This window comes from Candidatus Latescibacter sp. IFSED24 (assembly GCF_058273205.1).
Genome location: NZ_CM177850.1, coordinates 55,115 through 75,670, shown reverse-complemented (window position 1 = coordinate 75,670; position 20,556 = coordinate 55,115). Strand labels below are relative to the sequence as shown.

17 protein-coding genes are annotated in these 20,556 nt (G+C 70.2%); 8 read left to right on the top strand and 9 right to left on the bottom strand.

Annotated elements, in window-relative coordinates:
- Positions 1–53: 53 nt before the first annotated feature.
- From IFSED24_RS00285 to cyoE, 6 genes are all read right to left on the bottom strand, one after another.
- The gene (locus IFSED24_RS00285; protein ID WP_491333223.1) at positions 54–1,577 is read right to left on the bottom strand and encodes a hypothetical protein; all 1,524 of its coding nucleotides are present in this window, start codon (positions 1,575–1,577) and stop codon (positions 54–56) included.
- Positions 1,574–2,824: a glycosyltransferase family 4 protein gene (locus tag IFSED24_RS00280; RefSeq protein WP_491333222.1), complete on the bottom strand. Its 1,251-nt coding sequence runs from the start codon at positions 2,822–2,824 to the stop codon at positions 1,574–1,576. The genes IFSED24_RS00285 and IFSED24_RS00280 overlap by 4 nt, the downstream gene beginning before the upstream one ends.
- Positions 2,821–3,822 carry a zinc-dependent alcohol dehydrogenase family protein gene (locus IFSED24_RS00275; RefSeq protein ID WP_491333221.1) on the bottom strand — a complete coding sequence of 334 codons (1,002 nt, stop codon included), beginning with the start codon at positions 3,820–3,822 and terminating at the stop codon, positions 2,821–2,823. The genes IFSED24_RS00280 and IFSED24_RS00275 overlap by 4 nt, the downstream gene beginning before the upstream one ends.
- 145 nt (positions 3,823–3,967) lie before the next feature.
- Positions 3,968–5,056 carry an HNH endonuclease gene (locus IFSED24_RS00270; RefSeq protein WP_491333220.1) on the bottom strand — a complete coding sequence of 363 codons (1,089 nt, stop codon included), beginning with the start codon at positions 5,054–5,056 and terminating at the stop codon, positions 3,968–3,970.
- 230 nt (positions 5,057–5,286) lie between these two features.
- Positions 5,287–6,189, bottom strand: coding sequence for a DUF3179 domain-containing (seleno)protein (locus tag IFSED24_RS00265; RefSeq protein ID WP_491333219.1), 903 nt, complete (start codon positions 6,187–6,189; stop codon positions 5,287–5,289).
- On the bottom strand, positions 6,186–7,124 hold the full coding sequence (gene cyoE, locus IFSED24_RS00260; RefSeq protein ID WP_491333218.1) for a heme o synthase: 939 nt from the start codon (positions 7,122–7,124) through the stop codon (positions 6,186–6,188). Before cyoE ends, IFSED24_RS00265 begins: the two co-directional genes overlap by 4 nt.
- A gap of 127 nt (positions 7,125–7,251) precedes the next feature.
- Here cyoE and IFSED24_RS00255 point away from each other — a divergent pair, with 127 nt between their 5' ends.
- The 7 genes from IFSED24_RS00255 to IFSED24_RS00225 all read left to right on the top strand — a co-directional run bounded on the left by IFSED24_RS00255 (position 7,252) and on the right by IFSED24_RS00225 (position 14,890).
- A complete protein-coding gene (locus tag IFSED24_RS00255; protein WP_491333217.1) occupies positions 7,252–8,580 on the top strand; it encodes a COX15/CtaA family protein in 1,329 nt (442 codons plus the stop codon).
- A 22-nt stretch (positions 8,581–8,602) separates the two neighbouring features.
- The gene (locus tag IFSED24_RS00250) at positions 8,603–9,064 is read left to right on the top strand and encodes a CBS domain-containing protein (RefSeq protein WP_491333216.1); all 462 of its coding nucleotides are present in this window, start codon (positions 8,603–8,605) and stop codon (positions 9,062–9,064) included.
- A gap of 120 nt (positions 9,065–9,184) precedes the next feature.
- The gene (locus tag IFSED24_RS00245; protein ID WP_491333215.1) at positions 9,185–9,685 is read left to right on the top strand and encodes a GNAT family N-acetyltransferase; all 501 of its coding nucleotides are present in this window, start codon (positions 9,185–9,187) and stop codon (positions 9,683–9,685) included.
- Positions 9,686–9,781: 96 nt separating this feature from the next.
- Positions 9,782–10,492 (top strand): Bax inhibitor-1/YccA family protein, encoded by a 711-nt coding sequence (locus tag IFSED24_RS00240; RefSeq protein ID WP_491333214.1) that lies wholly within the window; start codon positions 9,782–9,784, stop codon positions 10,490–10,492.
- 124 nt (positions 10,493–10,616) lie between these two features.
- Positions 10,617–12,278, top strand: a complete 1,662-nt coding sequence (locus IFSED24_RS00235; RefSeq protein ID WP_491333213.1) for an AMP-binding protein — start codon at positions 10,617–10,619, stop codon at positions 12,276–12,278.
- Between the two features lie 17 nt (positions 12,279–12,295).
- Positions 12,296–13,168, top strand: coding sequence for a DUF4405 domain-containing protein (locus IFSED24_RS00230; protein ID WP_491333212.1), 873 nt, complete (start codon positions 12,296–12,298; stop codon positions 13,166–13,168).
- 318 nt (positions 13,169–13,486) lie between these two features.
- On the top strand, positions 13,487–14,890 hold the full coding sequence (locus IFSED24_RS00225; protein ID WP_491333211.1) for a sigma-54 interaction domain-containing protein: 1,404 nt from the start codon (positions 13,487–13,489) through the stop codon (positions 14,888–14,890).
- Positions 14,891–14,942: 52 nt separating this feature from the next.
- Here IFSED24_RS00225 and IFSED24_RS00220 read toward each other — a convergent pair whose 3' ends face one another.
- The 3 genes from IFSED24_RS00220 to IFSED24_RS00210 all read right to left on the bottom strand — a co-directional run bounded on the left by IFSED24_RS00220 (position 14,943) and on the right by IFSED24_RS00210 (position 18,324).
- Positions 14,943–16,349: a M56 family metallopeptidase gene (locus IFSED24_RS00220; protein WP_491333210.1), complete on the bottom strand. Its 1,407-nt coding sequence runs from the start codon at positions 16,347–16,349 to the stop codon at positions 14,943–14,945.
- Positions 16,346–16,732 (bottom strand): BlaI/MecI/CopY family transcriptional regulator, encoded by a 387-nt coding sequence (locus IFSED24_RS00215; RefSeq protein ID WP_491333209.1) that lies wholly within the window; start codon positions 16,730–16,732, stop codon positions 16,346–16,348. Before IFSED24_RS00215 ends, IFSED24_RS00220 begins: the two co-directional genes overlap by 4 nt.
- 131 nt (positions 16,733–16,863) lie before the next feature.
- Positions 16,864–18,324 carry an FG-GAP-like repeat-containing protein gene (locus IFSED24_RS00210; RefSeq protein ID WP_491333208.1) on the bottom strand — a complete coding sequence of 487 codons (1,461 nt, stop codon included), beginning with the start codon at positions 18,322–18,324 and terminating at the stop codon, positions 16,864–16,866.
- Positions 18,325–18,432: 108 nt separating this feature from the next.
- Between IFSED24_RS00210 and IFSED24_RS00205 the strand changes: the two genes are divergently transcribed.
- Positions 18,433–20,532: a winged helix-turn-helix domain-containing protein gene (locus IFSED24_RS00205; RefSeq protein ID WP_491333207.1), complete on the top strand. Its 2,100-nt coding sequence runs from the start codon at positions 18,433–18,435 to the stop codon at positions 20,530–20,532.
- The last annotated feature ends 24 nt before the right edge of the window (positions 20,533–20,556 follow it).

The window sequence follows — 20,556 nt, the reverse complement described above, 5'->3', positions numbered from 1 at the left end:
CCGGCTGCCTCGGCCATCAGCAGCCCGCATGCAGCCGAGGCATCGGACCTGCCTCACCCGCCATCGGTATCGGGGGCATCCTCTCCACCCGGCAACCAGGCCAGGATCCCGCCCGCCACCGTGGCCGGCCGCCAGCCATTCGTGCGGGCCCATTCCGAGAACGGTCCGTCCCACGGCGAGGTGGCCACGACCACCATCGCCGACGGATCCAGCCGGGCCACCGCCCGGTCCAGGTTCCCGGGCGTCACCAGTTCCAGCGCCGACACCACCGGTTCCGGCACCCACCCGCCCAGTCGCCAGAGGAAGGGGCCGGCGGCCAGGGCATGGGCCGGCGGTCGACCTGCTTCCAGGGCATAGAGCGGATGGGTCGTGAGGATGGGCGCCTGCGGGTCGTCGACCGTGAGGGCGGCCAGCGCTCGACCGGCCAGCCGCACATCCAGCGGTGTCCAGTGCTCTCCGGCCAGCAGTCGCCTGGTCAGTTGCATGTCGCGACCCGCGTGATGGCCGACACTCACCAGGCAGGCCAATACGACCAGGACCTGCAGAGCGCGGGCCGAGCGTCCCTCGAGGCGGCACGAGGCGGCAGCGGTCACCACGGCGGCCCCCAGGATCAGCAGCAAGTAGTAGTGGTCCTGGATCGGGTTCGGCACCAGCACCAGCACGAGTCCGGCCACGAGCAGCAGCCACGCCAGCCGCCATGTGGTGGGCCAGGCCCGCCGCCCTCGCCAGCAGGCCAGCCCTGTCGCCAGGAGCGCCAGCCCCGCCACGCATGCGTGATCGGTTTCCCGGTACAGGCGCCTCAGGTCGTGGAGCTTGGCGGCCGGAGCGGCATGGTGACGCAGACCGGATTCGGCATGGAAGCGGGCGTTGAGCAGATGGTAGTCCAGGACGTTGAAGCGCAGCAGCGTCGGGTCCACACGCGCCGCCACCACGAGCAGGGGCACCAGGCCGATCAGCAGGCCGGACAACGTGAAGCGCAGGTCGCGCCGACCGTCGGTCAGGGTCTGTGGCGCCAGCAACGGCCAGCCCACCACCAGCAGCGCCGGCACGGCATAGGTGAGCTTCAGACCCACCGCCACGCCGGCCAGGGAGCCGGCCGCCACGAGACGCCAGCCCTGTTCCTCGTCACCCGGCCGCAACGGCAGCAGGAGCAGGCCGCCCAGCGTCGCCAGCAGGGCCAGGTCGTCGCTGCGGGCCAGCGGCAAGGCGCCACGCCAGACACCGTCGTGCATCAGGAGCACGACCAGCACCGCGGCCAGCCACCCCGGAGCCCCGAAGCGGCGCAGCAGCAGCCAGACGCAGAACAACAGGCCCGATCCGGCCACCGCCTTGAAGAGCCGCGCCGGTAGCAGGACCTCTCCCCCCGGCACGAGCCAGACCACCCCGGCGTAGAGCCAGGCCGAGTAGGGAGTCTGCAGGAAGGGGATCTCGGCATAGAGCGTTCCCTCGCCGAGCAGTGCGGCGGCCGTCAAGTACATGTTCTCGTCGATGTTCAGCGGTGCGGTGAGAGCCAGGGCCAGGCACAGGCAGCAGGACCAGGCCAGCAGGACGGCCACCAGCCACCGTTGATGCATCACGTGCCGGGTCCAGCCGCGAGATCGGCATAGAGCTCGCAGAAGCGGTCGACCTGGCGGTCGAGGGTGTAGCGGTCGGCGTGCTGGCGGGCATGGCGGCCCTGGACCAGGATCAGGTCGCGATCGCCGGCGTAGCGAAGCAGGGCGGCGGCCAGGGTCCCGGCCTCGGGCTCGATGATCGTCCCGGTCTCGCCCTCGACCACGACCTCGGGGATGCCGCCGCGGTCGGCCCCGATCACCGGCCGGCCGTGCATGTAGGCGTCGAGCATGGTGCGCGGAAAGTTGTCGTGCCACACCGAGGGCACGGTCACGAACGAGCACTCGCGCAGCAACGCCGTCTTGGCCTCGCCCTGGACCATGCCGTGGAACGCGACGCGACCCGGATGCCGCGCGCAGAACGCCTCGACTTCCGCCTGCAGGGGACCGTGGCCGGCGAGGTCGAAGCCGAATCCGGGCGGGGCCTCGGGCAACACGCGCTCCAGGGCCTCGAGCAGCACGCCCACGCCCTTGTGATGATCGAGCTGGCCGAGGTAGAGGCCGCGCGTGCGCTCGGCGGGCGGCTCCCGGTAGGCCGGCGGATCGCCCTCGCAGGCGTTGGGCACCACCTCGCGGCGGATGTCGGCGAAGAAGCCGAAGCCGGCGTGACGCTCGAGCACGAACCGCGAGGGCGCCGTTGCCAGGACGACCCCTTCGGTGTGCCGCCGCTTCAACCAGCGCAGCACCTGGCAGGGCAGCGGCCCGCCAGCGCACTGGGCGCCGCTGGAGCGTTGCAGGGTGGTGCGCGGGCAGAGCAGATGGTAGTCGCGCAGGGTGTGCAGCACCGGGATCCCGCGCAAGTGGGCCGCCTCCCAGACCGCGGTGGAGAGTCCGACGATGGTGTTGGTGTGGATCACGTCGGGCCGCGAGCGGTCGAGCGCCTGCAACGCCAGCCGCCGCCAGCGCGCGTCGTGGACCTGGGCGAAATGGTGGCGGCCGCGAGTGACCAGGCCCGTCGCGGGTTCATCCTCGCGGACGAGCAGGTGCTGGTGGCCGCAGCTCGCAGCCTCGAGGATCTCGCCGCCGATGCCCTCGAGCTCGCGCGCCGCCAGCTCGTCGCGCGGCCCCTCGTCGAGGTAACCGGTGCTCGCCAGGGCGTCGACGTGCCACCCACGCGCGGTCAGCTCGCGCGCCAGCAGCCAGCTCGACATCTCGGCGCCGCCGACCACCTGGGGATAGAAGGTGCTGTTGACGATCAGGATGCGATGGCTCACCTGCAGGCCTCCGGGTCGACGACGATGACGGCGGCCCCATCGAAACGCCCGGCGCGCAGGTCGTCAAGCGCGGTGTTGACGTCGGCCAGCGCGTAGGGCGTCACGGTGGTGCTCACGGGGATCCGCGGCGCGAGCTGGAGGAACTCCTCGCCGTCCCGGCGGGTGAGGTTGGCCACCGAGACGATGCGACGCTCGTGCCAGAGATCGGCGTAGGGGAACGAGGGGATGTCACTCATGTGGATCCCCGCGCAGACCACCCGCCCGCCGCGGTCGGTCGCACGCAACGCGGAGGGCAACAGCGCGCCCACCGGCGCGAAGATGATGGCAGCACCCAGCGGTACGGGGCCCGGCTCGTCGCTGGGACCCGCCCAGACGCAACCCAGGCTCCGGGCGAACTCCATGCCGCGTTCGTCGCCGCGGCGGCAGAATCCGTACACCTCGGCGCCCTCGTGCCGGGCCACCTGGACCAGGATGTGGGCGGCGGCACCGAAACCGTAGAAGCCCACGCGGCGCGGCTGCTCGCAGAAGCGCCAGGCGCGGTAGCCGATGAGCCCGGCGCAGAGCAGCGGCGCCACCTGCAGATCGGGATAGCCCGCAGGCAGGGGGAAGCAGAAGCGGGCGTCGGCCACGGCATACTCGGCGAAGCCGCCATGGCGCTGATAGCCGGTGTAGATGGCGTGCTCGCAGAGGTTCTCGTGACCGTCCGCGCAGTAGCGACAGGTCCCGCAGGAGCCGCCGAGCCAGGGTACGCCTACACGCTGGCCCGCAGCGAACCCCTGCACACCCTCCCCCACCGCCAGCACCGAGCCCACGATCTGATGGCCGGGCACCAGCGGCAGGAGCGGCTCGGCGAGGTCGCCATCGACCACATGCAGATCGGTGCGGCAGAGGCCGCAGCAATGGACCTTCAGGAGGACCTGGCCCGGTCCCGGCACGGGATCAGGAAGCGTGGCGGGTTCGAGCGGAGCGCCCTGCCGGGGGAGGATCATGGCGTGCATGGGTCGGCTCCAGGCTGAAGAACGGCAACAGATCCGGATACCTGGCGCGGATCTCCGCCAGGATATCCAGGCAGGGCCACCCGGACCACCGCCGATCCCGCCGATCGTAGACCCTGGCCGGACCAGGAGCAAGGATGGCCGCCTCCTAACCTGGAGTCCTGGGCCTGGACCCAGGCCGATCCTGGCCGGCCGATTCGCACCGCGCGAACCACCCCGGCCGCCCCCGCTCGTGCCACAGCCGGTGGCAGGCGCTGCACAGCGTGATCAGGTTCGCCGCCGCGTTGGTGCCTCCCCGGTTGCGCGGCACGATGTGATGGACCTCCAGGAACCGCGTGTGCGTGCAGCCCGGCGTCCGGCAGCGATGGCGATCGCGCGCCAGCACCGCGCGCCGCGTACCGGGCGGAATCGTGGTGGTGTTCCGCCCGCCGGGCTCGGCCAGCGCCGCATCGCATTCCACGCGGGCAGCGTCGGCATTGTCCAGTCGCCGCCCGGCCGCCTCCATGGCCCCGCACTCGGGGCAGCGATGGACGTGGATCTGGACCGGAGGACGCGTCCCCCGGGGGCTGGCTCCAGCGCATCTGCTTTCATCGCTGTCACTTACGCCTTTCGATGTTCCCCGCGCCTCCACCAGCTCCGCCAGCGCCGCCAGCAGGTCCTCCGCGTTCGGCGCCCGACCCAGCTCCTGCCACAGCGCCTCGTACCGCGCCGCCTGCTCGGCCGTCAGCCGCAGGCCGACCTGGACCGGAGCGGCCGCCGCCAGCCGGGTCTCGGACGCGGACTCGGTGCTCGGCAGCAACTCCCCCTGCCCCACCCGCGCCGCCCGACGCGCCTGCGCCTTCCGCCGCACCCGCTGGACCTTGGCCTCCAGCTCGCGGCGCGAGGAGGATGCCGCCGTCTGCAGCCATTCCGCCTCGGTGCGCGGGCTCGCAACCTTGACGATCTCCCGCGCCTTGGTGTAGCCCAGCTCGCCGCTGGCCACCGAGGCCCGCAGGCGCGGCAGCTCGTCGAGGCGCGCGGCCAGGCGGTCGAGGTCGGCGGCACGAGTGGTAGAGAAGCCCAGCCGCGTCACGGCGTACTGGCGCATGGAGGCGCAGTCGAAGGCGCGGTAGAGCCGGCGGCGGCGCACCTCGGCGAACCAGACGATCACGTGGTGCTCGGCCTGGTTCAAGGAACGAACGGCTTCCACCAGGCGCGCGTGGACGGCGCCGGCGGGCAGATCCGGTTGGAAGGACATGGGAAGACCAGCGATCCGGGAGGAGGTGGCTAGGAAGAATTATACGAAAATAAGGCGAAAATATCACGAAGAATTTCGGGTAAGATGGAATTATTTCGTTTGTCGACAAATGATTGAGATATTGGGAAAAGGTTATGAATTATATTTTCACCGACCAGACGACCAGACGACCAGACGACCAGACGGCCATGACGGCTACGCGACCACGCGGCCGCGCGACCAGCCCCCCCTCACTCCCCCACCACCTCCTTCACGAACCGATACCCATGCCCCCGCGCGAACGCCACTCCCGACCGTCGCGACAGCCCCCACGCCAGCTGATCCTTCGACCGCCCCCCCTCCGGCACCGCGAACGACGCCACCGGGAACCGCAACAGATCGCTGCTCGCATAGCTCCCATAGGGGTCGCGCTTGTAGGCCGCCCGCATGTCGGGGTCGGGCCACGGCACGGTCGTTGCGGGGAATGCGGCGCGCCATTCCGCCCATCGCACCAGCGCCGAGGGAATCACCGCCAGCGTGTCACCCAACGCCTGCCCCGCCACCGCCTCGCCCAGCAGCGGCAGCCACAACGACCCGGCGCCATCGTGCAACAGATGGTGCGAGTTCCAGACCAGCCCGCTCACGCTCAGCGAGACCACGCCATCGCCCAGCCGCCGGTCGAGCACCACCGCCGACCCGCTCAACGGATGCCGGCAAACGGCCACCGGCACGCCGCCGAGGGTGTCGTTGGCCACCTCGTGCCAGTCGAGGACGCGCACCGGGTAGGCGCGGGCGGTGGTGCCCACCACGACCCCGATCACCAGGTCGTCCGGGACCAGGTACTTGCCGCGCTCGGCGTGATTGAGCGAATCCACCTGGGCCGCGCCGAGCAGCGGGGGCCGGTCCAGGGGAATGAGCGTGTCGCGGGGCATGCCGGCGGCGAGCCACTGGCGGGAGATGGAGAGCGCCGACAGATCGAAACCGTAAGTCGCGGGATCCCTGCCGTCGCCGACGTGGGCGTGTTCACGGCTGCGCCGGACCTCGCCGAGCTGCAACACCGCCACCGCCACGAAGAACACGCCGACCACCGCAACCACCCACCAGGCGCCGCGCAGGCTCCGGCGGGGAGCAGCTGAAGGATCGAGGCGGCTCAACGGAGGGCCTCCTCGACCACCGGGGACGGAGTCGCCGCCACCGTGTCCGGTCGCGGTCTGGTCTCGAGCCACACGTCCTCGGCGCGGCCCGGGCCGCGGTCGGCCACCATCAGGAGCAGGGCCAGCGGCAGGTAGGCCAGGCTGGCGAGAAAGACGCGGCGGGCATCGCGGTCGCTGTGGCTGCGGTACAGCCGCAAGCCGAGCCAGCCCCACCACATCCCGAGCAGCAGCGACCCCACCGCGAACCACGGTCCGGCCACCCCGGCCAGCGTCACGAGGAGGCCCAGCGGCAGGTGCAGCGCGGCGAAGAGCACGGTGACCGGGAAGGTGATGCGACCCTCAGGGTCGACCACCGGCAGCATGCGCAGGCCGCCGCGGGCGTAGTCCTCGCGGTACATCCAGGCCAGCGCCAGGAAGTGAGGCATCTGCCAGACGAAGAGCAGCGCGAAGAGCAGCCAGCCGCCCAGGGCGAAGCCGCCGGTGGCGGCGGTCCAGCCGATCAGCGGCGGGATGGCGCCACAGATCGCGCCCACCAGCGTGTTGAGCGTGCTGCTGCGCTTGAGCGGGGTGTAGACCAGGACGTAGAGCAGGATCGTGGCCGCGGCGAGGACGGCGGGCCATACGCCGCTCCAGGCCAGGAGCACGAAGGTGCCGAGCATGCTCACGGCCACGCCGTAGGTCAGGGCGGCCAGCGGCGAGAGGCGTCCCGCGGGAAGCGGCCGGTGTCGCGTGCGGTGCATGTGGGCGTCGATGTCGCGCTCGCGGAACTGGTTGAGAGCGTTGGCGCCGAACGCGGTGAGCATGGTGCCCGCGAGAGTGGCCGCGAACACCGTCCAGTCCAGGCGCGGGACAGCGAGCAGATAGCCCACGAGGGTGGTGATCAGGACCATGCCGCAGAGGCGGGCCTTGGAGAGTTCAAGATAGTCGCGCAGCATGGTGATGGCGGTCCCCCGGTCGGTCGGACTTTGCAGAAGTGGACTGGTTGAATTCCGATATCAATGGTAATGTATTATTGAACACGGATTTCGCCGGAGCTTTTTTCACCCAGGAGGAACGCCCTCGATGTCCGACCCCTCCACCGCCCCCGCGGTGCGCTATCACCACGGGAGCGACCTGCTGGCCCTGGGCTTCGGCACCACGGTGACCATGTGGGCCGTGGGCTACGTGTCCCGGTTCCCCGGTGTGAACGCGCCGGCCTGGCTGCTCATGGTCCTGCTGCTCTTCTGCCTGGCCGCCGGCGGCTGGGCGGCCGTCCGGTTCACCGACCGCGGCCTGCTCGGCGGGCTGCAGGTCGGCCTCCTGGTGGGACTGTTGAATCTCCTGGTCCTGGGCAGCCTGCTGACCAGCGCCGAATCGCCCAACAGCCTGACCCCATCGGCGCTCTGGTGGGTGCCCGGCTCGCTGCTCTTGGGCGGTGCGCTGGGGCTGCTGGGCGCCGCCGTGAGCCGGCGGCCGGAGACCGGCCAGCCACCGCTGCTGTCGCGGCACGGGCTGCCGGGATTCGCGGTGGTGGCCGCCGCCGCCACCTTCCTGCTGCTCGTGGCCGGCGGCATCGTCACCGGCAGCGAGGCCGGCCTCGCGGTGATCGACTGGCCCAACAGCTACGGCTACAACATGTTCCTCTACCCGCTGTCGCGCATGACCGGCGGGATCTATTACGAGCACGTGCACCGGCTCCTCGGCTCGCTGGTGGGGCTGACCACGCTGGTGCTGGCGATCCACCTGTGGCGCGTGGAGGATCGCGGCTGGCTGAAGCGGCTGGGTCTGGTGGCGCTGGTGCTGGTGATCGTCCAGGGACTGCTCGGCGGCCTGCGGGTCACCGGCCACTTCACGCTCAGCGACGACCCCGCCATCACGCGGCCCAACCTCATCCTGGCCGTGGTCCACGGGGTCACCGGCCAGGTCTTCTTCGGAACCATGGTGGCGCTGGCCGCTGTCAGCACCCGGCGCTGGCGCGAGGCCACGGCGGTCGCCACCCCCGCCGCCGGGCTCGAGCGCAAGCTGGCGCTCTGGCTCCTGGGCGGCCTCGTGGTTCAGCTGACCCTGGGCGCGCTGCTGCGCCACACCGACACCGCGCTGCACGCCCACATCACCGTGGCCGTGCTGGTGCTGGCGGTGGGTGTGGTGCTGGGCAGCCGGCTCGCGCTGCGGCACAAGCAGCAGCCCGAGCTCAGGCGGCTCGGACACGGGCTCATGCACGGCCTCGCCGTCCAGCTGATCCTGGGCTTCGTGGCGCTCTTCGTGCGCAACCTCTCCGGCCCCGTCGGCGGCCCACACACCGCCGACGTGGTCGTCACCACCGTTCATCAGGCCGTGGGAGCGCTCCTGCTCGCCACGGCGGTCCTGACGGTCCTCTGGACGCGGCGGTTGCTGCGCCCCGAGACCGCCTGAAGCCCTCGAAAGGAGACGCCAGATGCAAGTCAAGGAACTGCTGGCCCGGAAAGAGACCACGGCCCTCTACACCGTGACCCCCGACCAGACGGTCTTCGAGGCGGTCACCAAGATGGTCCAGTGCAACGTGGGCGCCATGCTGGTGACCCAGAACGAGCAGCTCGTGGGCATCATCACCGAGCGCGACTACCTGCGCCTGGTGACGGTGCAGGGCCGCACGGCCCGCGACACTCCGGTCAGCGAGGTCATGACCCGCGCGGTGATCTACCTCACCCCCGACACCTCGCTCGAGGAGGCCATGGCCACCATGACCGAGAAACGCATCCGACACCTGCCAGTGCTCGACGGCGACACCATCCTGGGCGTGCTCTCCATCGGCGATCTGGTCAAGGCCAAGTCCCAGAAGACCGAGCTGCACCTGCGCACCCTCGAGGCCTACATCTCCGACGGCTATCCCGGTCCGTCGCGGTCGGCCAAGAGCTGAGCGAACGATCGGCCCGGCCGGCCTCTCGCGCCGACCGGGCCGACCTTGCCCCCCCGACCCTCGTTGACCACCTTATTCCTCTCGAAATCATCGACCACCGCGAGGGAGAGGTCCGCCGGAATGCTCATCACCAATCTCAGCGACGCCGACAAGGCCTGGGTCCAGGAACGCACCGAGCTGCTCTTCGGCGGCAACTTCCTGGTCAGCCGCGACGTGGTCCACGACCCCACCAGGCTGCCCGGCTTCATCGCGGTGCAGGACGGTGAGCGCGTGGGTCTGGCCACCTACGACATCCAGGGCGACCGCTGCGAGGTGGTAAGCATCGACGCGCTGTGCCAGTACATGGGCATCGGCACCGAGCTGCTGCAGGCGGTGGAGGCCGCCGCCCGCGCCGAGGGCTGCCGCTGCCTGTGGGCCATCACCACCAACGACAACCTGGACAGCCTCCGCTTCTTCCAGCGCCGCGGCTTCGTGATCACCGACTTCCGCATCGGCGGCATGGAGAAGATCCGCATGCTCAAGCCCAACATCCCGCACGTTGGCCAGTACGGCATCCCCATCCGCGACGAGGTCGAGCTGGAGAAGCCCATCGAGGTCGGCAAGGGCTGGCGGGTCGTCTGATCGCGGGAACACATCCGGCCGATCCACTGTATATTGCCTCTGATATTGGATCGCATGTTCCGGCGGGTCGCCCCGCCATACCCGGGAGAGATCCTGATGATGGATGATCGTCTTCGCAGTCCTGGCGGCGAACAGGCCCTGGGCGTGGAGCAGCTCGCTGCCATGCGCGCCACCTTCCTGCGCCGCGTCTACGGCCACCTCGCCGCGGCCATCGCGCTCTTCGTGCTGCTCGAGGTGCTGCTCTTCACCAGCGGCGTCGCCGTGTCCATCGCCCGCGCGCTCACCGGCACGAGCTGGCTGCTGGTGCTCGGCGGCTTCATGCTCTCGGGCTTCCTGGCACGCAACTTCGCCTACCGCGCCGGCAGCATCGGCAGCCAGTACCTGGGCCTGGCGCTCTACGTGGTGGCCAACGCCATCATCTTCGTGCCGCTCCTGTTCATGGCCAACTACTACGCGCCGGGCGCCATCGAGAGCGCGGCCCTGATCACGCTCATCGGCTTCACCCTGCTGACCATGGTGGCGCTGTCCATGCGCCGGGACTTCTCGTTCCTCGGCGGGCTGTTGCGCTGGGCGGGAATCGTGGCGCTCCTGGCCATCGTGGGCGGCGTGATCTTCGGCTTCGAGCTGGGCACGTGGTTCTCGGTGGGCATGGTGGCCCTGGCCGGCGCCGCCGTGCTCTACGACACGCAGAAGATCCTGGTCTCGTTCCCCGACGACCGCTTCGTGGGCGCCGCGCTCGAGCTCTTCGCCAGCATCGCTCTGATGTTCTGGTACGTGCTGCGGCTGTTGATCGGCTCCCGCCGGTAGGTATTCCCGCACCGACCCTGCCAGCCCCCGCTCCGCGCAGTGGGGGCTGGACAGGCGAGAAACTGTCCTGCCATTATCTTCTCCTGACAAGTCGATCCCGACCTCCCCCAGCAGGATGGCCAACATGCTGAACGAGAACCTGGTCGAGAGTTTCGCCGCCAGCCTCCGCGATCACTGGGATCGCCCGTGCTACAGCGACTGGCAGGGCGCCACCCTGAAGTACGGCGACGTCGCCAACCGCATCCTCCAGCTGCACTACATCTTCGCCGAGGCCGGCGTGGAGCGCGGCGACAAGATCGCGGTCTGCGGCCGCAACAGCGCGCACTGGGCGGTCACCTTCTTCGCCACCATCACCTACGGCGCGGTGATCGTGCCCATCCTGCCCGACTTCACCCCGGAGGAGATCCACCACTGCGTCTCCCACTCCGACTCGGTGCTCCTCTTCGTGGCCGACCCCATCTACGATAGCCTCGACGACAAGCGCATGAAGAACCTCAAGGGCATCTTCCGCCTCGAGGACTTCTCGCTGCGCACCCACGAGCAGAAGCAGCTGCCGGCCATCGTCGCCGGCGCGCCCACGGGCTACGTCGAGCGTTACCGCACGGTCCTCTCGCGCACCGACCTGAAGTTCGACCCCACCCCGGGCCCCGACCTCGCCACCATCGTCTACACCAGCGGCACCACCGGCTTCAGCAAGGGCGTGATGCTCAGCCATCATTCGCTCATCGTGAACGCGCGCTACTACCTGGACAGCCTGGACCTCTCGGTGAACCAGAACGTGGTGAGCTTCCTGCCGCTGGCCCACAGCTACGGCTGCGCCTTCGACCTCATCTCGCCGTCCATCGGCGGCGGCCACGTCACCTTCATCAGCCGCATGCCAACGCCCAAGGTGCTGCTCGAGGCCTTCGCCAAGGTCAAGCCCGTGGTGGTGCTGTCGGTGCCCCTGATCATCGAGAAGATCTACCGCAACAAGATCAAGCCCCAGCTCGAGACCCCCGCCATGAAGGCGGCGCTCAAGATCCCCGGGGTCAATCTGCTGCTGCGCCGCAAGATCAAGCAGCGGATCAGCGAGAACTTCGGCGGTGCGTTCCAGGAGGTCGTCATCGGCGGCGCGGCGTTCAACAAGGAGGCCGACGCCTTCTTCCGCAGCATCGATTTCGACCTGGCCAACGGCTACGGCATGACCGAGTGCGGCCCGCTGATCAGCTACTCGGTGGTCAAGGACGGCCCGCCGCTGGGGTCGGTGGGCAGGGTCATCCCCTACCTCGAGTGCAAGATCGACCTCACCGATCCCGAGCACGGCGTGGGCGAGGTTTTGGTCCGCGGCGAGAACGTTATGATGGGCTACTACAAGGACCCCGAGACCACGGCCGCCTGCATCGACCAGGACGGCTGGCTGCACACCGGCGACCTGGGCCACCTCGACGAGAACGGCTACCTCTTCCTCACCGGCCGCAGCAAGAACATGATCCTCACCGCCTCGGGCCAGAACGTGTACCCCGAGGAGGTGGAGGCACGGCTGAACGACCTGCCCTACGTCATGGAGTCGGTGGTCCTGGACTGCAACGGCAAGATCTGCGCGCTGGTCCACCCCGACGTCGAGCGCGCCGACCAGGACGGGGTCGACGAGAAGAAGCTCGAGGAGATCATGGAGGAGAACCGCCAGGCGCTGAACAAGCTGGTGCCCGGCTACGCGGCCGTGGTGCGGTTCAAGCTGGTGTGGACCGAGTTCGAGAAGACGCCGACCAAGAAGATCAAGCGGCGGCTGTACGACGTGTTCCATTGAGCGAACGGGAGCCACGCTTGAAGATCCGCCGCATCATCTCCGTCAACATGCTCCTCTCCTTCGTGGTCATGTCGCTCACCGGCCTCGTGCTCTGGATCGTCCCCCAGGGCCGCGTGGCCCACTGGGCCGACTGGCGTCTGCTGGGCCTGGACAAGGACCAGTGGGGGGCGCTGCACACCACGTTCATGGTCCTCTTCCTGGTGGGCGGGATCTGGCACCTGGTGCTGAACTGGCGCGCGCTCACCCTCTACCTCAAGGACCGCACTCGCCGGCTGCGCGTGTTCACCGGCGAGTTCAACGTGGCGCTGGTCCTGTGCGTGTTCTTCGCCGCGGGCACCCTCGCCGCCTGGCCGCCCCTGACCTGGATCACCGACCTGGGCGGCTGGGCCAAGACGAGCTGGGAGCGCACGCTGGGTTCGCCGCCCTGGGGCCACGCCGAGCTGACCCCGCTGGGCCGCTTCGTGGGCGGGCTCGAGAACTGGGCGCGCTGGGAGGGCCGAACCCTCCGCACCAGCGACCCGGAGGCCGCCGCCGCCATCCTGCGCGAAGCCGGCTACCACGAGGCCACGCCCGAGCGCACGGTGCTGGAGATCGCCCACGCCGCCGGCCGCAGCCCGCAACAGCTGCTCGAGGCCTTGCTCGAACCGGCAGCCGCCTCGGCCGCCGCTCCCACCGAGGCGTTCCCCCACCCGGCATCGGGCCTGGGCCGGCTGACCCTGAGCCAGTACGCCGAACGGTCGACCCTGGACGTGGCCACGCTCCAGGCGCTGGGCATGCGGCGAGGCTGGTCCCTGGATCCCGACACCAGGTTCAAGGACCTTGCCGAGGGGCTGGGTCTGAACCCCGGGGCGCTCCTCGACAGCCTCGAGGTCACCTGGCAACAGCCGTGACACCCGCGAGCCGGAATCGAGTGGCCTGAAGCCCGGTCCCACGCGCGGCCCACGCCCGGAAGCCATCGAAAAGGGGCCCGGATTCCAGCAGAACCCGGACCCCGGACGAGCGCCGCGATCCCGGAGCAACGCAACATCCTGTCGGCGTTCGTGCCCTGAACGCCACCACAGCCAGCGCAAGAACCAAGCCAGGTTTTGTGTTTTATTATCTCATTCTCTTACAACATGTTACGATTGTATTCGAGCAGGAGTGTTGACGGACCCCGAACAAGGGGATATACAGTCGCATAGACACGACTATAGCCCCAAGGAGTCCGCATGCCCCTCCCAGCCCTGCCTCCCGTGCTGACCGATGTCATCGACAGCATGCACGACGGTCTGTTCCTGGTCGCCCCCGACGGCAAGATCCTCATGGTCAACGACGCGTTGCTCGAACTCACCGGCTATGCCCGCGAGGAACTGGAGGGCAAGCCCTGCACCATTCTGGGCTGCGACCAGTGCTCGCAGAACCGCCTGCAATGCGGCGACCACTGGTGTCAGCTCTTCGCGGTCGGCGGCAAGATCCGCCAGCACTGTCACATCTTCACCAAGGACGGCGCCTGCCTGAAGGTGCTCAAGAGCAGCCAGCTCGTGCACGACGACCAGGGCGAGGTCATCGCCACGGTGGAGAACGTCACCGACATCGGCGACCTGCTCGCCGCCGAGCAGCGCATCGTCCAGCTCCAGGAACGCCTCGACGGCAGCGACGACTTCTGCGGCATGGTGGGCCGCTCGTCGGCCATGCGCGCGGTCTTCAACCTGGCGGAGAAGGCAGCGCAGAGCGACGTCACGGTGATCATCCACGGCGAGTCGGGCACCGGCAAGGAGCTGGTGGCCGAGGCCATCCACCGCCTCGGACCGCGCCGCGACAAGCCTTTCGTGCAGATCAACTGCGCGGCGTTCAACGAGTCGCTCCTGGAGAGCGAGCTGTTCGGCCACGTGCGCGGCGCGTTCACCGGCGCGCACCGCCACCGCATCGGTCGCTTCGAGGAAGCCGGCGCGGGCGACCTCTTCCTCGACGAGGTCGGCGACATCCCCCTGCCCACCCAGGTCAAGCTCCTGCGCGTCCTGGAGACCCGGGAGTTCGAGCGCGTGGGCGACAACCAGCCGCTGCCCATGGACGCCCGCCTCATCTCCGCCACCAACCAGGACCTCGAGCGCCTCATCGCCGAGGGTCGTTTCCGCCGCGACTTCTTCTTCCGCATCAACGTGATCCCGCTGCACGTACCGCCGCTACGCGAGCGACGCGAGGACATCCCGCTCCTGGCCGACCACTTCATCCGCCAGCTCCGCCGGCGCACCGAACGCGACATCCCCGGCCTCGCCCCCGAGGCCCTGGACCGGCTGATCCAGCACGATTGGCCCGGCAACGTCCGCGAGCTGCGCAGCGTGCTCGAGTACGCGTTCGTGGTGTGCCAGGAGGGTCCGCTGATGGTGGCGCATCTGCCGCGGCTGGAAGCGGGCGCGGCGACGGCCGGCCCAGCGACCGGAGCAGCGGCGGCCAGCCTGCCGTCCCGGCTCTCGGCCGCCGAGACCGAGCAGCGCGACGCCCTGATCGCGGCGTTGCGCGAGGCCGGAGGCAACAAGTCGCAGGCCGCGCGGCTGCTCGGCGTCACCCGCGTGACGGTGCTCAACCGGATGCGCAAGTACGGGGTGGATCTGCGGCAGGTGCTGGTGACCTAGCGAAACACGGGCGGGGGCGTGTTAAGCACCCCCCCACCCGTGATCGGTCTTCCTACTCCGACTCGAAGATCATCTTGAGCTTGACCTTGGCCTTGATCGGTTCGCCGTTGCTTGTCCCCGGCGCGAACTCGCTGGCCGTCACCGCCTTGACGGCGGCCTTCTCCAGCTCGGGATAACCCGGTACTCCCTGCTTGACCTGGACGTCCAGAACCGAGCCATCAGCATCGACCACGGCGACCACGACCACCGTTCCCCCGACCCCATCCTGCTTGGCGCGTTCCGGGTACTCCGGTTCCACCTTCTTCATACACTTCGGCGGGACGTAGAGATCCTCGCCCGCCGGCTCCGCCTGGGGTGCGACGGCGGGCTCCGGAGCCTCGGCCGGGACGGGCGCCTCGGCTGGTGCCGGCGCCTCTGCGGTGGCCGGACTCTCAGCGGGCGCGGCTTCCTTGGGTGGCGCCGGCGGCACCGGCGCCACCTGCGCGCTCAGGTCCAGGGGCACGAAGACCGCGGCGCCCACCACGAGGATCGCCGCCAGCATCACCAACTGTCCGTACTTCATGGTCGGTCCTTTCGGCGCGCCCAGGCGGGCGAGGCGCCTGTGCAGGAGATTGCCGCCGCGGCCCACCGTGGCCACGAGCGGGGGAGCGGGGTCCAGACCCCGGCGAATGGCCCGGGCCATGGCCCGGATGTAATCCTCGGCGCGGGCGCCGCCGGCGAGCGCCGCCTCGTCGCAGGCATACTCGCTGCACTCGTGGAGGCGCCCCAGCAGCCAGAACAACGGGGGATAGAACCAGAAGACCGTGGCCACCAGCCGACCGATCAGCAGGCGCAACGGATCGCGGCGCCGGCGGTGGCGGTCCTCGTGGCGGAGCAGCGCCTCCAGCTCCGTCGGGCAGAGCACGGTCACCAGATGGGGCGGCACGAGGATCCGAGGCCGCCACCAGCCCTGCACCAGCGGCAGCCCCGCGCGCGGCGCCACGAGCAGGCTCGACCGGGGGATGCCGGCCCGGGCGGCGGCGGCGAGCAGCGGGCCCTCGGTGGCCGGATGCGCGTGGCGGGCGAGCCGGCCCTGACCGACCAGGTCGCGGCCGAGGCGCCAGAGTTGGCGGGACACCCCCACGACCCAGATCCCGGTCGCCGCCAGCAGCAACGGGCCCCACCAGCCGGCGGCGGCGGGTTCGCCCGACACCGGGGCGAGGACGTCGATCACTATCGCGGACACGGGCAGCTCGGCGGGCAGTCGCGGCGCGAAGGCGGCCAGCGCCGCGGCGCCCAGGGCCGCGGGTGCCGCGACCTTGACCACGGCCAGCGACCAGAGGTCGGCGCGATAGGCGGCGGGGGCGCGGCGCAGGGCGAGGTCGAGCACGAGGAGCACCACGCCGACCAGGGTGCACTGCCAGAGATGGTTGGCCATGCCGAGCCAGAAGGCAGCCAGCGGCTCGTACCAGGCGGTCATGGCGTGTCCTTTCGGTCGGGATCGTCGAGGTGGCGTTCGAGGGCGCGCAGGTCCTCGAGGCTGAGGGCGTCCATGTCGGCGAGGGTGGAGACCAGGCCGTCGGCGTGGCCGCCGAAGAGGGTCTCCAGGAAGCGGCCCACCTCGCGGCGGCGGACGGCGGCGGGGTCGAGCAGGCTGCGGTAGAGCCAGGCCTTGCCGTCGCGGGCGGTGCGTTCGATGGCGCCCTTCTCCTCCAGGCGGGTGAGGATGGTGCGGACGGTGGAGTAGCTGGGCGGGTCGGAGAGGGCCTGGTGGATGTCGCGGGCCGAGGTCTCGCCGCGCTCCCAGACCAGGCGCAGGCACTGCAGCTCGAAGCGGGAGAGGTCTGGCAGGTTCGGGGTCATGGCGGCCTCCAAGTGTGACAGGTGTCGCACTCAATGTGCGACAATTGTCGCGGGTTGTCAAGGGGGCCCCTGACCTGCCGGCGCCCACGCCTGCCCGGCGGCAGGTCGTGGGCGCCGGTTGCGGGCACGAGTCACTTGAGGAGCGTCAACTTCCGCGCCACCACCTGCGCGGCGGTCACCAGCCGGCAGGTATAGGTTCCCGAGGGCAGGTCGCGCGGCTCCCAGGCCACCGCGTGCCGTCCCGCCGACCGTGGGCCGTGGTCGAGGCAGGCCACCCGGCGGCCCGCGACGTCCCAGACCTCCAGGGTGACCGCCGCGGCGCGGTCGAGGGTGTAGGTGATGGTGGTGCGGGGATTGAACGGATTGGGCGCTGCGGACACCGTCAGGCCGCGCGGCAAGGTCGCCGGCCCCTCGCCCTGGCCGGGGCCGTCCGCCACGCCCACCATGGTGAGGTTCTCGCACCAGTTCACGCGGTTGCGGGAGCGGGCGCACGCGACCACGTCGAGGTCGCCGTCGCCGTCGATGTCGCCGGCGCGGGCGCAGAACGCGTTGGAGAAAATCTCGTCGACGTTGCGCTGGGTGAAGTTCATGGCCCCGTCGTTGTCGAACCAGGTGATGCCGCCGATGTTGGACGCGCCGAGCAGGTCGACGTCGCCGTCCTGGTCCAGATCGGTGGGCTCGATCCAGAAGTTGTAGAACGCGGTGGAGCCGATGACGTGGCGGGTGAAACCCTGCGCGCCGTCGTTCTCCCACCAGGAGTAGTCGCTGGGGCTCCAGGAGCAGGTGGCCAGGTCGAGATCGCCGTCCTGGTCGAGGTCGCCGGCGAAGCCGGTGTGGGCGTTGTTGTAGGCGGCGGAGACGACGTGTTGGGAGAACTGGCCCGTGCCGTCATTCTCGTACCAGAGCAGGTTGGCGCCGGTGCCCTGGACCGTGACGAAGAGGTCGAGGTCGCCGTCCTGATCGAGGTCGATCGCCTGGATGCAGCAGCCCATGTCGTCGGGATCGGGCAGGTCGTGGCGGGTGAAGGCCATGGCGCCGTCGTTCTCGAACCAGGCGAGCTCGTAGCCGGTGGCGGCGAGGTCGAGGTCGCCGTCCTGATCGAGGTCGCCGGACACCAGGGTGTGGGCGCCGTCGAAGTCGGCGTCCACGACATGTTCGGTGAAACTCATGGCGCCGTCGTTCTCGTACCAGAGGAGCTGATCGCCCATGAAGGCGGTGACGAGCACGTCGCCGTCTCCGTCCTGGTCGAGGTCGAGGGTCTGGCCGTCGGGGCCCACCATGACGATGGAGCGTGGGCCGTCGGGGGTGCCGAGCACATGGGTGGTCCAGTTCTGGTCGCCGTCGTTCTCGAGCCAGATCGCCTGGTCGCCGTCGTAGCCCACGGCGCCCAGGTCCATGTCGCCGTCGAGATCGAGGTCGGCCAGGGCGCACTCCATGGCACCTTGGAGCCCGATGGCCGCCGCGTGGGCCTCGAAGTTCAGCTCGTGCGCCGTGGCCACGGATGTCCCCCCCGGGAACGCGGTCACAGCCAGCGCCACGATGGCGGCCACCGGGCCGATCGAATGGTGGCGGAGATCGGTCGTACGGTTCATGATGGAACTCCTCGGTTCGGGTGCCGGTTCCCGGCGGCGGGCCGGGAACGCCTCACCTGAAGAGTCTGGCCCGCGCCGCCTCGCGGGGCCTGATGAGGAGCTGATGAAATGGTCCGGAACGGCGGAAGATTGCCGGCCGACCCCTTCCGGCTGGGCGACTGGACGGTCCAGCCCACGCTGAACCGCCTCGAACGCGACGGCCGCACCGAGCAGCTCGAACCTCGGGTCATGCAGGTCCTGCTCTGCCTGGCCGCCGCCGGTGGCGAGGTCGTCTCGCGCGAGGAGATCCTGGAGACCGTCTGGCCCGACACCATCATCGGCGAGGAAGGCCTGACCCGTCGCGTCTCCCAGCTCCGCAAGGTCCTGGGCGACGACCGCGACCAGCCGCGTTACATCGAGACCATCCGCAAGGGCGGCTACCGGCTGGTGGCGGCGGTCGAGCCGCTGACCGGCAGTCCGTCCGCCGCGGGTCTTCCGCCGGAGGCGCCGCGCCGCCGCTGGCCGGGAGTGGTCCTGGTCGCGGTCCTCGGCCTGGCCCTGCTCTGGGTGGCCTGGTGGCGCCAGCTCGACACCACCGGCACCCCGGCGCCCACGGTCGACCTGCTGGCCTCCCGCCCTCTGACCAGCCATACCGGCCGCGAGCTCATGCCCGCCGTCTCCCCCGACGGCACCCGCGTGGCCTACGCCTGGAATCCCGACGACCGCGGCCGCTACGCCATCTACGTCCAGCAGATCGGCTCGGAGAATCCGCTGCAGCTGACCAACGGCCCCGGCCATCAGCTCCATCCCGCGTGGTCGGCCGACGGCGCCCGCCTCGCCTACGTCCAGACCGCGCGCGGCCGGTCCACCATCCGCTCGGTGGCCGCGCTGGGCGGCAACCACCGCCTGCTGCACCAGCCCGACGGCCGCCTCTACAGCCTGGCCTGGCTCGCCGACGGCTCGCTGGTCTACAGCCAGCCCGACACCGCCACCGGCACCGTGCGCCTCTACCGCGTGGATCCGGCCGACAGCACGGTGACCGCGCTGACCAGTCCCGAGGCGCGCCACAGCGGCGACTACAGCCCGTGCCAGCAACCCGGCGGCGACCTGCTCGCCTTCGTCCGCGACGACGGCAACGGCTACCGCGACATCCACCTGCTGGCGCCCGAGGGCGAGGTCCGGCGGCTCACCCACCAGAACGCCGAGCTCGCGGGCCTGGCCTGGTGGCCCGACGGCACGTCGCTCCTGGTCAGTTCCAAGCTCCGCGGCCGCTTCGAGCTCTGGCGCATCGACGCCCACAGCGGCGAGGGCGAGCCGCTGCCCGCCACCAGCCACGCGGCGATCTCGCCGGCGGTGGCCCGGGACGTGCCGGTGGTGGTGTTCGAGGAGTTCCGCTCGGATCTGGATGTCTGGCGGCTCGATCTGACCGACGCGGCCACGGCCGCGGGTCCCCCACGTCCCGCGGTGGTCTCCACACGCCAGGATTACGGCGGCGCCCTCTCTCCCGACGGTTCCCAGCTGGCCTTCCTTTCCGACCGATCGGGCTTCCTCGAAGTGTGGTTGCAAGACGACAATACTGGAGAAGTTACTCAATTGACGCGACTTGGAGGCGCCGACGTCCGCCACCCCCACTGGTCGCCCGATGGCCGCCTCCTGGCCTTCGGCGCGCGCCACGAGGGGACCCAGGCCGTGTTCCTGCTCGATCGCGAGACGGGGAGCCTGCGGCGCCTCGGCGGCGAGGGGCACCATGACCGCCTGCACGGCTGGAGCGCCGACGGCCAGCGCCTGCTCGTCAGCAGCGACCGCGGCGGCCGCTGGGCCATCTGGGCGCTGGATGCGACCACCGCCGCGGCCACGCTGCTGACCGACCGCGGCGTCATGCTCCTGGGCGCGCGCGACCACGAGCGGGTGCTCTTCTACCGCAAGACCAACCGCGCCGCCATCCACCGCCTGGACACCGCCACGGGCGAGGAGACCGTGCTGGTGGACGAGGCCGCAGGCCGGACGCTCCGCGGTCTGCACATCGCCGCCGAGGGATACTACGCCACGGTGGCGCAGGGCGATTCGGTGGCGGTGCAATGGCGGCCCCGCGACACCGGTGAACCCGTGGTCCTCGGCCAGCTGGCATGGCGCGCGGGGGCCGAGCTCGAGCTCTCCGCCGACGGGCGCACCCTGCTGATGGATCATGTCCAGGGGGTGCACAACGATCTGCGGGTGGCTGGGCCCTGACGGCTGCCGGCGCCACCACCGTGC